The sequence below is a fragment of the Planktothrix prolifica NIVA-CYA 540 genome, from assembly GCF_963864145.1.
In the GTDB taxonomy this organism is placed as follows: Bacteria; Cyanobacteriota; Cyanobacteriia; order Cyanobacteriales; family Microcoleaceae; genus Planktothrix; species Planktothrix agardhii.
The window spans coordinates 2,189,003-2,203,615 of the sequence record NZ_CAWLTW010000001.1; the positions used below are offsets into that span (position 1 = coordinate 2,189,003).

The 14,613-nt window shown below is 37.7% G+C and carries 14 protein-coding genes; 5 read left to right on the top strand and 9 right to left on the bottom strand.

All coding sequences use genetic code 11. The features are described from left to right. Positions 1–19 precede the first annotated feature (19 nt). Together AC559H_RS10160 and AC559H_RS10165 are read left to right on the top strand one after the other, a co-directional pair. Positions 20–292, top strand: coding sequence for a type II toxin-antitoxin system Phd/YefM family antitoxin (locus AC559H_RS10160; protein WP_026788932.1), 273 nt, complete (start codon positions 20–22; stop codon positions 290–292). Continuing rightward, a complete protein-coding gene (locus AC559H_RS10165; protein WP_026788931.1) occupies positions 273–545 on the top strand; it encodes a Txe/YoeB family addiction module toxin in 273 nt (90 codons plus the stop codon). The genes AC559H_RS10160 and AC559H_RS10165 overlap by 20 nt, the downstream gene beginning before the upstream one ends. Before the next feature lie 37 nt (positions 546–582). Here the strand turns inward: AC559H_RS10165 and AC559H_RS10170 are convergent, their stop codons facing one another. The 6 genes from AC559H_RS10170 to AC559H_RS10195 all read right to left on the bottom strand — a co-directional run bounded on the left by AC559H_RS10170 (position 583) and on the right by AC559H_RS10195 (position 5,375). Continuing rightward, entirely contained in the window at positions 583–1,530 is a 948-nt protein-coding gene (locus AC559H_RS10170) for an AAA family ATPase (RefSeq protein ID WP_026788930.1), read from the bottom strand. Between the two features lie 156 nt (positions 1,531–1,686). After that, on the bottom strand, positions 1,687–1,914 hold the full coding sequence (locus tag AC559H_RS10175; protein WP_026794489.1) for a ferredoxin family protein: 228 nt from the start codon (positions 1,912–1,914) through the stop codon (positions 1,687–1,689). A 126-nt stretch (positions 1,915–2,040) separates the two neighbouring features. After that, entirely contained in the window at positions 2,041–3,273 is a 1,233-nt protein-coding gene (locus AC559H_RS10180; protein ID WP_026794490.1) for an ATP phosphoribosyltransferase regulatory subunit, read from the bottom strand. 110 nt (positions 3,274–3,383) lie between these two features. Next, positions 3,384–4,106: a M50 family metallopeptidase gene (locus tag AC559H_RS10185; RefSeq protein ID WP_026794491.1), complete on the bottom strand. Its 723-nt coding sequence runs from the start codon at positions 4,104–4,106 to the stop codon at positions 3,384–3,386. Between the two features lie 57 nt (positions 4,107–4,163). Continuing rightward, entirely contained in the window at positions 4,164–5,054 is an 891-nt protein-coding gene (locus tag AC559H_RS10190) for a J domain-containing protein (protein WP_026794492.1), read from the bottom strand. Between the two features lie 177 nt (positions 5,055–5,231). Beyond that, positions 5,232–5,375 carry a hypothetical protein gene (locus AC559H_RS10195; protein ID WP_026788925.1) on the bottom strand — a complete coding sequence of 48 codons (144 nt, stop codon included), beginning with the start codon at positions 5,373–5,375 and terminating at the stop codon, positions 5,232–5,234. 162 nt (positions 5,376–5,537) lie between these two features. Between AC559H_RS10195 and AC559H_RS10200 the strand changes: the two genes are divergently transcribed. Beyond that, positions 5,538–6,752 (top strand): RNA-guided endonuclease InsQ/TnpB family protein, encoded by a 1,215-nt coding sequence (locus tag AC559H_RS10200; protein WP_026798491.1) that lies wholly within the window; start codon positions 5,538–5,540, stop codon positions 6,750–6,752. A gap of 57 nt (positions 6,753–6,809) precedes the next feature. Here AC559H_RS10200 and AC559H_RS10205 read toward each other — a convergent pair whose 3' ends face one another. Next, positions 6,810–7,601: a mechanosensitive ion channel family protein gene (locus tag AC559H_RS10205; protein ID WP_036833122.1), complete on the bottom strand. Its 792-nt coding sequence runs from the start codon at positions 7,599–7,601 to the stop codon at positions 6,810–6,812. 114 nt (positions 7,602–7,715) lie between these two features. Here AC559H_RS10205 and AC559H_RS10210 point away from each other — a divergent pair, with 114 nt between their 5' ends. Then, the gene (locus AC559H_RS10210) at positions 7,716–8,279 is read left to right on the top strand and encodes a GAF domain-containing protein (RefSeq protein WP_202806319.1); all 564 of its coding nucleotides are present in this window, start codon (positions 7,716–7,718) and stop codon (positions 8,277–8,279) included. A gap of 40 nt (positions 8,280–8,319) precedes the next feature. Here AC559H_RS10210 and AC559H_RS10215 read toward each other — a convergent pair whose 3' ends face one another. Next, positions 8,320–9,579 (bottom strand): sensor histidine kinase, encoded by a 1,260-nt coding sequence (locus AC559H_RS10215; protein ID WP_026794496.1) that lies wholly within the window; start codon positions 9,577–9,579, stop codon positions 8,320–8,322. Between the two features lie 49 nt (positions 9,580–9,628). Continuing rightward, entirely contained in the window at positions 9,629–12,397 is a 2,769-nt protein-coding gene (locus AC559H_RS10220) for a hybrid sensor histidine kinase/response regulator (RefSeq protein ID WP_051319693.1), read from the bottom strand. A gap of 316 nt (positions 12,398–12,713) precedes the next feature. On the opposite strand from AC559H_RS10220, the gene AC559H_RS10225 reads away from it, so the two are divergent. Continuing rightward, on the top strand, positions 12,714–14,552 hold the full coding sequence (locus AC559H_RS10225) for an aspartate kinase (protein WP_026794498.1): 1,839 nt from the start codon (positions 12,714–12,716) through the stop codon (positions 14,550–14,552). The last annotated feature ends 61 nt before the right edge of the window (positions 14,553–14,613 follow it).

Below are 14,613 nucleotides of genomic sequence, written 5' to 3' on the forward strand. Positions count from 1 at the left end.
GCATTGAAGTGATAAAAAAATGAATTCAATCCCATTTATTCAATTTAAAAATAACATCCAAGACTTTCTTGAACAAGTCATCAGTCAACATACTCCTCTCAAAATCACTGATCAAAATAGTGGAGATTTTATTATTATAAGTGCTGAAGATTGGGAACAACAACAAGAAACCTTATCTGTTTTACAAAATAGCTATTTAATGGAACAAATTACCTATTCTATGGCAACCCATACCCAAAATAAAGGCTACTCTCCCAATCAGGAAGAACTAGATGAGATACTTAGTATTTGAGGGCAACACCTGGGAAATTTATGAAGAACTGAGGCAAAAAGACAAAAACCTCCATAAAAATCTTTGTAAGATTATCAAAGAAATGCTGAGAGATGATCCCGCTAAAGGACTAGGAAAACCAGAACCGTTAAAACATAATTTATCGGGGTTGTGGTCAAGAAGAATTTCTCAAAAAGATCGTCTAATTTACAAATTTGATGATCAATATGTTTATATTTTTGCCATTGGAGGTCATTACGAGCAATTGAAGTAAAATTTAAGTAATTTTAGTGCGATCGCTAATCATCAACTTAGGCAGGAACGGGAACGGATTTGAGAATTTCTTCTACAATAACAGGGGCAGTTCTTCCTGTAAATCTTGAACGAGGTTCTAAAACTAAACGATGGGCAATAACTGGAATCGCCAATTCTTGAATATGTTCGGGGGTGACAAATTCATAGCCATCGAATAAAGCTAAGGCTTGGGCTATTTTCATTAAAGCAATAGATGCCCTCGGACTAGCTCCTAATTGTACATCGGCTGCGGTGCGAGTTGCATTAATTAAATCAACAATATAACGTTTGATTTCCGCACTAATTCTAATTTGTTTTACCTGTTGTTTTAAAGCCAATATTTCTGGCAAGGAAACACAGGATTTGAGGGTATCAATCGGATTTTGACTAATTTGATCTGAGAGTAAATTCACTTCATCTTCAGGGAGAATATAACCCAGACTAAATTGTAGGGCAAATCGATCCATTTGGGCTTCGGGAAGGGGATAGGTTCCGCGAGATTCCACGGGATTTTGAGTAGCAATTACGAAAAATAAATCCTTGAGTTTTCTCAAATTTCCATCAATACTAACTTGAGATTCTGCCATGGCTTCTAACATTGCCGATTGAGTTCGAGGAGAGGCGCGATTAATTTCATCGGCTAAAACAATATTAGCAAAAATCGGCCCTTCATGGAAATGAAAGCTGCGTTCATTCTGGTCAAAAATTGAAACTCCTAAAATATCTGAAGGTAAAAGATCTGGGGTGAATTGAATCCGTTTAAAACTAGCATCTATGGAGGCGGCAAGGGCTTTAGCAAGGGTGGTTTTTCCTGTGCCGGGATAATCTTCAAGTAGAACATGACCCCCACTAAAAAAGGCGGCTAATAGCTTTCTAATGGCAAGGGACTGCCCCTTCATCACCTGCTGAATATTATGATTAATTCTCTGATAAATCTCTTGACCGGATAGATTAGAGTTTTCCATATTAAATAATCAGTTGTAATATTGTCAACTCTATCGACCCCTCCCAACCCTCCCCTTAGCAAATGGAGGGCTAAGGATAGGATTAAATATTTTGATAAAAATCCGACAAGGATTGTTTGACAAAACCGGGTTTCTGGGATTAAATTTTAGCGGATTTTATTTGGGGGTTTTCTGTAATTCGGGGCGTTCTTCTGCTATAATTGCCCCTTCAACTGGACAAACTTGCAGACAAATTCCGCAGTCAATACAGGTGGAAAAATCAATCCAATACCAATCTGTTCCTTTGATATTTTTTTCCGGCCCTTCATGAATACAGGCAACGGGACAAGCCAAAACACAATCGGCGACACCTTCACAAATATTAGTGACAATACTATGGGGCATGGTTAATTTTCTCCGAGTTGAAAATAAGATTTAATTCTGGTTAATTATTAGAGAATTTGTTAGGGAGAGAAAGGATAGAATTGTTCTAAACTGAATTAGAAATTTCTCCCTTTTCCCACTCTAAACTTAAAGAATTTCTTCAATTTTGGGGTCGCCGTTAATATTAATCCAGGCAATTTGACCAATACCTCGACGTCGAGCATAGTCGCGGATATCTTCGGGGGTTTCCCGATGTCCTAACTCCACTTCCACCCGGACTAAATCACCAGACTGCCTTAACTGACTGGCATAGGCAAAGGCGGCTGCATCTGCTTCGGGAGTTTGCGCCACCACTAACCATTCGCTGGCGGGGGTTTGATGGGGGAGTTCACCCCGTCCTAATAATACTTGATGCAGGTTTTCAGTATTCAAAGAAAACCCAATTCCCGGTTCGCTTTGTCCTTGGGGATGATACAGTCCTAGTAGTTGATCATAACGGCCTCCCTGTCCCAATACCCTTGCTCCAGATGCGGTATCACTCACGGCAATAAACACAATTCCGGTATAATAATCAAAGGTTTGAACTAAACTTAAATCCAGGGTAATTGAGGGTTGAACTTCAGAATTTTCCCAACATTTGTGCAATAATTCCATTAAGGATTTTAGGTTATTAACTGCTTGCCGTTGGAAAGAATCTAAATCTAGTTGAGAAACTTGGGATAATACTGTTTCGGGACGACCGCGTAAATCAAATAAAAATAACGCTCGCTCTCTAAGTTCCGAAGAAAGTGATAGGGATTCTAAACCAATTCTATCTAAATTAGCGATCGCAGTTCTAACTTTTTCCCGTTCTTTAGCAGGAAAAGGTGATAATAACGATTGAGTTAAACCCGCTTCTCCGATAATTAAATCGGCATTATTTAGCCCCAAGGTTTGCAGACAGTCCCGCAACAATAACAGAATTTCCGAATCAGCGCGTAACCCACCAGCGCCCAAAAGTTCCACACCCGCTTGATAAAATTCTAACTGTTGTCCGTGGTCAAGGGCTTTGCCTTTGCGGAAGACATTGGCACTGTAATAGAGGCGTTGGGGCCATGATGGTAGTTTGCCCATACGACTCGCAATGGCTCTGGCGATGGATGCGGTTAATTCGGGGCGCAGTCCTAGACCCTGATTTTCAGCATCTTGCAGTTGAATTACCGTTGAGGGTTGTACCGCACCTCCAGCCATGAGGGTGTCCAACCGTTCTAAAGTGGAGGTAATAATTCGATGATAGCCCCAACGGTGAAACACCTGTTGTAAACGCCTTTCAATCCAAATTTTTTGAGCAACATCGAGGGGAAGTAAATCTCGCGCACCCGACGGGGGTTGATAAACCATACTTGAGAATTAAGAATTAACATAGAGTTACAAACCGATAAATTCGTAACTTTCCCTACGATACCCTATTCTGTTACCCACAAACTAAAAATTAATTAAAACTGTGATTTCTAATCATTGGAGCCATAGGCAATATTCAAACTCACCCAAAAAATTAAACTAGAAATAATAATAATCAATGTTGCCCAAAACCAGTGGGGAAAAAATAAATATTCGGCTATTTTCCCGTTATCGGAAACTAACTGTTGACCATTAATATTAACGGAACTTTGCCCAAATAAATATTCTCTTTGATGATAGGTACTAACAATCGCTTGTACACCTAAAAATTGTACCGTCCAAGCCTGAATCCCTTGGGGAGTTTTCCAAGCTATTAATAAAACAAATAGTCCCCACAGAGACATAGCAACGGCCCCAAACCAAGTCCGTATCCATAATAATACTGAAAGCAACATCACCGAACCCAAAGCTATTAAACACCAACGGGCGGTTTTATAGCGACGGCTAGATAAAATTAACAGTCCACCTGCAAAAGCTGGCCCCATAGGGCCTCCCATCACCACTAATGCCCTTCCAATTCGACCTCCAAAAGATACAGAATTGTAGGCTATTCCTGAACCATCGGGAAACATTAATAGCTGATAAAAATTGCCTCCTAATAGAATTGCAGTTAATCCATGTCCCATTTCATGGAACCAAGTTGCTAAAATTGAGAAGGGATATAAAATATAACTTCCCCAAGGAAGTTGCCATAAAATAATTGTGACAATAGCTGCCACAATTAACCAAGTTAATCCTATTTTAGAAGATGATAAACCCGTGAGTTTAGACATGATTTAATTAAACAGCTTTAATAACTTTTGATTCGATGCCCCTGACTGCGATAATTTCTATTTTTTCTTGCCGCCAAATAGCCCACCAAACAAACCACCACCGGAGGATTTATCGGATTTGGTTTTGGATTTTGTCCCGGCTGAAGCTGTGGATTTTTCTAGTTCTTTTTTCGCTTCTAAGGCTTGGGGTTGTTTGGGATCGATTTGTAAGGCTCGATTAATATGGGGAGTAGCTAGTTTAGGTTGATTTTGTTTTAAATAAACTAACCCTAATAAACCATGACAATGACTATTATCAGGTTCCCGTTTAATGGCATCTTTTAATTCTGAAGCCGCTTGGGTATAGTTTTGACTAGCCATTAACTGTTCGGCACGGTGACAGGCTTGTTCGACAAAGGAATCTTTTTTCGGTATTGCTGAGTGCGGGGTGGGAGTTTGTTCGGGGACTTTAGGAGATGGAGACGCGGCACTTTTTTGATTTTTACGAAGCAAATAAACCAGGTTTAAATCACTAATTTGACCCGTAATATCTAAGACTTTTTCAGGGGATTCATATTGATGTTTTGCTAAGGCTTTAATTGCGCTTTCATAGGCATTTTGATAATCGGAGGCTTGGAGAAGTTTTTGACCGGCTTCTGTTTGCGGTTTGAGGTGATGCTGTTCTTTGACAATGCGATCGCCAATGGTTTTTAATAGCAATGTATATTCCTTACGTTCAGCTTCCTTAGAAAACTGATTATAGGCCGGACTGACTAATTTAGCTAATAATTGCTTGGCTAATTCCCGATCTTCAGGGTTTTCAAAGGGACAGGTATCAGGATGCAAACGACGGGCGATCTGCATATAGCGTTTGCGAATATCGTCAAATTCGGCTTCTAGGGAAACCCCTAAAATCCCGTGATTATCCATAAATTCAAACTGAAATAACCCTTGTTTAATTTCAAACATACTTTTTTGCTTTCCTTGCCTAGACTTACGACGAAGATTAATCGCACCTATTGATCTTAATATAACCCGTTTCCCACAGTTATAAGTAAAAAAAAACCGGATTTCTGTTAGAAACCCAGTTGCTAAAATAGTAATGGAGATTGATTTATTAATATCAATATCCGTTATAGTTCCTGATCAAGACAGAGAATAGGCTGTTTGCATTGCCCACCAAACCAGAACGCCGATACCTCCCAAAACCAGCACAGAAGAAATAATAATTGCCGTGGGACTGTCCGCCCCTTTAAATTTCATGATTCCACGATCTAAGTCGGATGCCATATTTTATGCCTAACTCTTATGAGTAGTTATAACATAAGTCTGGGAGCTTGAAAACTCAGTGTCTTCAGACCTGAGATGAAAAGCGACCCAGGGGAATTTATTCACCGTGAATATTTCTCCAATTTATGTTAACATGAGGTAGGTCGAAAAAAGGAGATTTCTATGATAGTTCTGGAATATAAGTGCCAAGGCAAACCCAATCAATATAAAGCGATTGATGAAGCAATTCGCACCACCCAATTCATTCGCAATAAAGCAATTAGATATTGGATGGATAATTCAAGAGAATTAAAGATTGATAGATTTGCCTTAAATAAATATTCTACGACTCTTAGAAATGAATTCCCCTTTGTTGCCGACTTAAATTCAATGGCAGTCCAATCTGCCGCCGAGCGAGGATGGTCTGCCATTAGTCGTTTTTACGACAATTGTAAGAAAAACATTTCCGGCAAAAAAGGATATCCCAAATTCCAAAAAGATTGCCGTTCCGTTGAATATAAAACATCGGGATGGAAATTACACCCAACCAAAAGACAAATTACCTTAACCGATAAAAACGGGATTGGTAAACTCAAATTATTGGGTAAATGGGATATCCAAACCTACAATATTAAGGACATAAAACGGGTACGTTTAATTCGTCGTGCCGATGGATATTACGCACAATTTTGTCTGAATATTAATGTCACCGATATTCAACCCAAAACCGGAAAGGAAATAGGACTTGATGTTGGTATTGAGTCGTTTTACACAGACTCCAATGGATATCAAGAAGTTAATCCTAAGTTTTTGAGAAAAGCTGAACAATCAATTAAGCAATCTCAGAAACAAATCTATAAAAAAGTTAAAGGTTCATCGGGGAGACGGAAAGCTAGAAAAGTTTATGCAAAAAAACATTTAAAAGTAAGTAGACAACGGATTGAACACGCAAAGAGAATTGCGCGTAACGTATGCAAGTCTAACGACTTAGTGGTCTATGAAGATTTAATTGTTAAAAACCTAGTTAAAAACCATTGTTTAGCTAAATCAATTAGTGATGTTAGCTGGTATTTGTTGAGAAAATGGATAGAATATTTTGCGGCTAAATTTGATAAATCAGCAATTCCTGTTGCACCCCATTACACTTCACAAAAATGTTCTAATTGTGGGGTAATAGTGAAAAAATCTCTATCAACCCGCACCCATGTTTGTAATTGTGGATGTGAGTTGCATAGAGATACAAATGCTGCAATTAATATTCTAAATCTTGGTAAACAAGCTAGGGGAGGGCATCCCCAAAGTAACGCTAATGGACTGGAAACCTCTACTCATCTTGATGAAAGTCTGGTCGAGCAAGTGTCCAGGTTGAAGTTAGAATCTCAGTGTCTTCAGACCTGAGAGTGTCAAAACACAAATAATTCTAATTTTGGCGATCGCACCTTAACAACAAAGGGATCAAACCAATTGAATCTCACCCCCATCTAACATCTGTTTCAGACTTTGATTCAAATCAGAACGTACCCGAAAATAGTCAGAATTAATCACCCAAACCGTTAATAATGTTTTAATCCCACCCGCAGCTATTTCCTGAATCTCTATATCGGGTATCGGTTCTAATAAAACCCGTGGATCAGTTTGAACTAAATTAGTAAAAAGTTCTCTAACTTGATCCAGATCCGTATTATAACTGAAATTCAACTTAATATCAACCCTACGGATAGGTTGAATTGAGTGATTTACTATTTTATCCCCGTAGAGTTTACTATTGGGAATAATAATTGTTTTATTATCGGGTGTTTTTAACAGGGTAGTAAAAATTTGGATTTCCTCAACTATTCCCTCTACTCCCCCACCTTCAATATAATCATGGACTTTAAACGGGCGAAAAACTATCATAAATACACCCGAAGCAAAATTAGATAAAGACCCCTGCAAAGCTAAACCAATAGCTAACCCAGCAGCGCCTAAAACCGCAATAAATGATGTGGTTTTAATTCCCAGTTGTCCCAGTGCTGCTAAACTTACAAAGGTAACAATGGTAATATAAATTAAGTTGACAAAAAATCTAATTAGAGTTGGCTCTAGTTGAGCCTTGATCATCAGATGTTTACTGAGATTTTGGATAAATTTTGCCGCCCATAAACCAATTAACAGGATCAGAATTGCCATTAAAAATTGAATTCCTAACCCGATAATTGATTCAGCTAATTTAATCAATAATTCCCTTTGTTGTTCGGCTGTTAGCATAAGTTATAAATCTAAAGAAAAGCTAAAATTTAATTCAAGTTCGCTGATTCATTAGCTTAATATTATCAGTTTATGATATAATTTTCAACTGAAATATGATTTTACTGGTTCTACATGAATTCTTTTCCAACCCCTAACGGATTCAATAGTATCGAAGATCGAGAAAATCAACCCGATTCAGGTGATCCCGGTTTACAACGGTTTGCACTGCGGTTAAAAAACAGTATGGGACGAGATATCTTAGTCCAAACAGAATTGGATAAACTCAGAACTCAACTGCAATGTGATCGAGTAATTTTATATTATCTTTATTATCAATGGAAAGGACAAGTTACCTTTGAATCTTCGAGTCAACCAATCTTCTCAATCTATGGTTCTACGGGTGCAGATGATTGTTTTAATCAGGAATATGCTCAATTGTATCAACAGGGAAGAATTCGAGCGATCTCCGATATTGAAACCGCAGCTATTCATCCCTGTCATCAAAACTTTTTACGCAGTATTTATGTGCGGGCTAATTTAGTTGTTCCTGTGATTGTTGATAACGAACTCTGGGGTTTATTAATTGCTCATCATTGTCGATTTCCTCATCTTTGGAGTGCTTCGGAATTTGAACTGTTGAAAACCGCCGCAGAAACCCTATCTACTGCACCAGAAATTCTAAATTTAAAAAGGTAGGAAAAAAGCCAATATTAATATTTTATATTCTGTCTATTGCCTATTGCTCATTCAAAGGAAGTATAATTTCTAATTTTGTTCCCTCTCTTGGTGTTGAATATAGATTGAGTTTACCATGATGTCTTTCAATAATTTGATTAACAATTAGTAATCCTAATCCAGTTCCTTGACCGACAGGTTTTGTAGTAAATAAAGGTTCAAAAATTCGCTGACTAATTTCCTTACTCATGCCAATTCCATTATCAGAAATTTTAATTAAAACTGATTTTGAATCGGGTTGTGTAGTTTCAACTTTAATTATAGGAATATGATGATCAAATTCTCCATTTTTACCCGCTTCTTCAATCGCATCAATAGAATTTGCTAAAATATTCATAAAGACTTGATTCAGTTGACCTGGATAACATTCAATAAGCGGTAAATCACCATATTCTTTAACTAATTGAATAGCGGCTCTTTCTCCTAATGGCTTGAGGCGATGACTTAAAATCAACAGAGTGCTATCAATACTTTTATGAATATCAAATAAAACCTTAATTGAGGCATCAGAACGGGCAAAATTCCTTAAAGAAATTGAAATATCTTGAATTCGATCAGTGCTTAATCTTATGGAATTCAGCAGTTTGTTTAAATCATCCAAAACAAAATCTAAATCCGTTGCAATTATCGCTTTTTGTATGGGTTTTGGTAGCTGATCATAATGGCTTTGACATAAAGTTAAAATATGATTTATATCGAGAATATATTCCTGAGCCGGAGGAATATTATTGACAATACAACTAATCGGATTATTCATTTCGTGGGCAATTCCGGTCACTAATTGTCCGAGAGTTGAAAGTTTTTCTTGTTGAACTAATTGAACTTGGGTTTTTTCTAAAACTGCTGTCCTTTCTGCAACCCGTTGTTCTAGGGTTTCCGTCAAATTTTTGAGTTCTAAATGCACCCGCACCCTAGCTAAAACCTCCTCCTGTTCAAAGGGTTTAGAAATATAATCAACCGCCCCCAAAGAAAGTCCCTTGACTTTATTTTGAACATCCGTTAAAGCCGTTAAAAAAATAATCGGAATTGCTTGGGTTTTTGGATCAGCTTTTAATTTTTTGCAAGTTTCAAACCCATCAATACCAGGCATTTGTACATCTAATAAAATTAGGGCGGGTGGTTTCCGTTCCACTAATTGTAAAGCGCTTTCTCCATCTTCAGCTACTCGCACAGCAAATCCTGCACTTTTTAGAGTTTGGGATAAAACGGCTAAATTAGTGGGATTGTCATCAACAATTAAGATAAAACCAAGGTCTTGCATAGATAAAAGTTGGGAATTTTATTTGAATTGTATGAGAAATATCCAGGGTTTAAGATTGGCTGAGGGTTTGACTCAACAACTCTCGCAGCTTTTTGAGTTGAAAGTTTTCTGTAAGTTGGATTACTTGTTGAGTAAAGGCAGAATAAACTGGATGACTCGTTTCAACCAGAGCTACCTCCGCTAGTATACCATCTACATCCCCTTCTTGAGCTAATTCATATAATCTGGATAGGATTTCAACCGGAATTTTCGGATTTTCTGGTTGAGTATCTACGGATTGATTCAGATTTTTAACGAGAGGGTCAGAGGAAATATAAATCCACTCTAATTTTAGATGAACTTGCAATAAATCCAGTAATAAATCGGCTGAAATTGGTTTAGGTAAAAACCCATCCGCTCCGGCATTTAAACTGCGGTGTTGATCGCTATCAAATACACTAGCAGAGGAAGCAATCACCATAATATCTTTTAGTTTTGGCGATTGGCGCAACAGATTAATAAACTTAAATCCATCCATCACAGGCATGACTAAATCAGTAATAATTAAATCGGGGAGAATTGCGATCGCTTGCTGCAATCCTTCCTGACCATTATTGGCTTCTATAACTTTAAATCCAATCGGTTCTAATAAATTTATAATCACAGAACGATTTGCCAAATTATCATCAGTAATTAGAATAGTTTTTTGTTCTCCTTGATATCCGGTAACGTTTCCTTTTTGAATATTACGAGAGGTATTTGCCCATTCTTTGGCTTCTGATAATTCCACATCAAACCAGAAAATACTCCCTTCTCCTTCTTGACTTTGTACCTGAAGTTGGCTTCCCATTAAGGAAACAATTTGTTGACTAATCGCTAATCCTAAACCTGTTCCTTCCGTGTTTCTTTTTATTTCTCCTACTTGTTCAAATGGCATAAAAATTCGGGATAATTGTTCTGAACTCATCCCGATTCCAGTATCTTTAATTTGAAAATTTAGGCGACATATAGAAGATTTTGGGATAAATATAGCTTGAATTGAAAAGGTCACACTGCCTTGATCCGTAAATTTAATTGCATTTCCCAATAAATTAATTAATACTTGTCTCAGACGTTTTTCATCGGCTTTAATTCCAATTGGAAGACCCTCTTGAGGTCGATAATTAAACTTAATTTTTTTCTGTTCAGCTTTGATATTACACATTTCGACTACCCCTTCTAAAAATGCCGGAAAATGAAAATCCGAGGGGTAAAGTTCCATTTTGCGAGCTTCAATTTTGGATAGATCTAAAACATCATTAATTAGGGTTAATAAATGATACCCACATTGTTGAATAACTTCTACCCCTTTCTGTCCTTTAGCCGTCAGAGGCTCTAATTGTTGTAAAATTTGAGCATAACCCAAAATTCCATTTAAGGGAGTGCGTAACTCATGGCTCATATTAGCTAAAAATTCACTTTTTGCTTGATTAGCTGCATCCGCTTTTTCCTTGGCGGTTTTAAGTTCAATTGTCCGTTCTTCTACCCGTTTTTCTAAGGCTTTATTTGCCTGTTCTAAGCTAACAAAAGCATCTTGTAACTGTTGAATCATTTGATTAAAAGCATGGGCTAAAATTCCTAATTCTTTAATTGTGGGTTCTTCTACTCGAGGTTTAACTAAGTCACCTCTAAACCCTTGTTCAGCTTCTTTGGCAATATTTTTTGATGCAGCACTCAAGTGTAAAATCGGTTGAGTAATTCGACGAGTGGTATAAATTCCCGATATAGTTGCTAATATTAATGCTCCCAAACAAAGTAAAATTGTGGTTTGAGTATTCCTATCAATTTCTGCCATAAAATCCGATTGTGGAACCACCACAATCACTAACCAATCTAACCCTAATGGATCTCGCCAAGGGGTAATTTCCACAAATTGTTGATAATTATTCCAAGAAAATTTGAGATTTTGAGTTGTTTCAATAGTTTGAAAATCTTTAATCTGTGATTCTAAATAATTTGCTGTGGCTTTAATTAAAGGTTGTTGACTATCTATGGCTTTTAATCTTTGCGGTTTTTGTCCAGGCTTAATTATAAAAGGTTTTTGATCACCAGAACTAGCAATTAGTAATCCATTCCGTTCTATAATAAAAGTTTGACCGGAAGGACTAACTTTCAATTGTTCTAAAAAATTACTCACTTGAGATAAGCGCATTTCTACACCCAAGACGCCAGTTAATTTTTTATTATCATCAAATAAGGGATGACTAGCCGCAATACAAAGGGGAAAGGGTTCAACTTCCCAGTTATAAACTTTACTCCAGGTGGGTTTTCCTAATTGGGCTCCGGCGGCATACCATCCTTCTTTTTTAAAAAAATGATCTTTCTGGCTTTTTAAGATGAGTTTTGATGGTTTTCCCTGAGTATTGATTTCAAAAGTGTGCATCAAAGAATTGCCATAATTTTGGAGGTCAGTAGTATCGAAGGTAATTCTTTGATCTCCAAAATAATTACCAACACTAGAAAAAATTCCCGTCGGTGTTCCAAATAATACATAACCAATATCAAAAGTAACTCGCTGTTTCCAAAAAAACTGTACGAGTTGAGTTAAATTATCGGGATCAAGGATTCCTGTTTCGATCGCATTAGCATTGATTTGATTTAGTTGTGGTGCAATAGAAAGATAACTATTTAAGTGTTGATAAATGCGACTACTGACTTCATTCTGTAACTTGCTTGCTAAATTATTTACCGCTTTTTGACCATTTCTTAGAGACAAATAGCCCGTCAAACTAACCGCAGCAAAAATTTGTAAAACAAATGGAACAATTAAAATAAAGCGAAGGGGAAGTTTTTGAAACATTGGGTATTCAAAATTAATAATGTTGCCTCTAAAATACTAAAACAGAAAAACCTCAGTCAGAGTAGATGAATTATACAAAAAATATCAACATTTGGCAACTTAGATCATGAAAAGATCGGGGTTTCCCTTTCTCTGTGCTATGATATTAACATCCCAAATCCCAACTTCTATCTCCTTTATGTCAACATTCCCTAAAATATTTTTCAAAACTTGAGGATGATTTTCTCCTATTTTCCTGTAGAATACAATAGGTTGATTCAGCCTAATCTTAAATTAGTTTAATTGTCAAATCCCAATTGCTAACTCTGAAGTTAATATGCTAATTATTCAAAAATACGGTGGTAGTTCTGTCGGTTCCGTTGAACGCATTCAATCTGTTGCTCAACGGGTGTTAAAAACAGCCCAAGATCATCAAGTGGTTGTCGTTCTTTCTGCTATGGGAAAAACCACTGATCAATTAGTTAGTTTAGCTCAACAAATTTCTCCGATTCCTAACCGTCGAGAGATGGATATGTTACTCTCAACCGGAGAACAAGTCAGTATTGCTTTATTCAGTATGGCATTGCAGGAATTAGGACAACCTGCAATTTCTTTAACAGGCGCTCAAGTGGGAATTGTCACCGAAGCCGAACACACTCGCGCCCGAATTTTAAATATTGAAACTGAACGGATAGAACGTCACTTAAATCAAGGACAAGTGGTAGTTGTCGCCGGATTTCAAGGAGTTAGTAGTCAAGATGATTTAGAAATTACTACCCTAGGAAGGGGCGGTTCTGATACCTCGGCGGTGGCTTTAGCGGCGGCTTTAAAAGCGGATTTATGTGAAATTTATACAGATGTTCCAGGGATTTTAACCACCGATCCCCGCTTAATTCCTAATGCTCAATTAATGACAGAAATTACCTGTGATGAGATGTTGGAACTTGCTAGTTTGGGGGCAAAAGTTTTGCATCCTCGCGCCGTAGAAATAGCCCGAAATTATGGCGTTTCTTTAGTAGTTCGTTCCAGTTGGACAGATGACCCAGGAACAAAAGTTATTCCTCCAAAATCCCAGCCTCGACCCCTAGAAGGATTAGAATTAGCTCGTCCGGTCGATGGAGTCGAATTTGATACGGATCAGGCATCGGTTTCTTTATTAAGAATACCAGATCGCCCTGGAATTGCGGCTAAATTATTCGGCGGAATTGCCTTACAGAATTTAGATGTTGATTTGATTATTCAATCAATTCACGAAGGCAATATTAATGATATTACTTTTACTGTAGAACAGAAATATTTTACTAAAGCGATCGCCGTTGCTGATGCCTTATTACCCGCTTTAGGAAAACCCAATAGTTCCGATATTGGTAATGCAGAAGTCACGGTCGATGATAGTCCCATTGCTAAGGTTAGTATTGTGGGGGCGGGAATGATTGGTCGCCCGAAAGTTGCCTCTCAAATGTTTAATACCCTCGCCGAAGCCGGAATTAATATTCAGATGATTTCGACTTCAGAAGTTAAGGTGAGTTGCGTGATTGCTGCCCAAGATTGTGAACGGGCTGTGGCAGCTTTATGTCAATCCTGTGAGGTGAATATTTCCGAAAAAAAATCCGGTAATTCTACACTAGAAAAAACCCAACTTGATCAATCTTTACCCCCCGTGCGTGGGGTGGCATTAGATGTTAAACAAGCCCGTTTAGCCGTTCGTTATATTCCCGACCGTCCGGGAATGGCGGCAAGAATATTCTCCCTTTTAGCCAACCATAATATTAGTGTGGATATGATTATTCAATCCCAACGCTGTCATCAAATTAATGGGATTTTAACTAGAGATATTGCCTTTACCGTTGCCCAGGGAGACGCCGATGAATCTCAACAAATTTTAGAACAAGCCGTATCTGAATTAGGCTGTGGTGAAATTGTTGTGAATAAATCCATTGCTAAACTGAGTGTGGTGGGTTCAGGAATGTTAAATCATCCGGGGGTGGCTGCTAAAATGTTTGAGGCTTTAGCTAATAAAAATATTAATATTTCTATGATTGCTACTTCTGAAATTAAAGTCAGTTGTTTAGTGGATGAAGACCAAGGCATAGAAGCCTTAAAAGCGGTTCATGAAATCTTTGAATTATCAGGTGAGCGAACCTTTATTGTTCCTGAACGCGCCCCTGTTGCTTAATATAATTCCCCCTTGATTATAGCAGGGCTGTTTCATTTTTCCTTCGTTTAAGACCTACCCG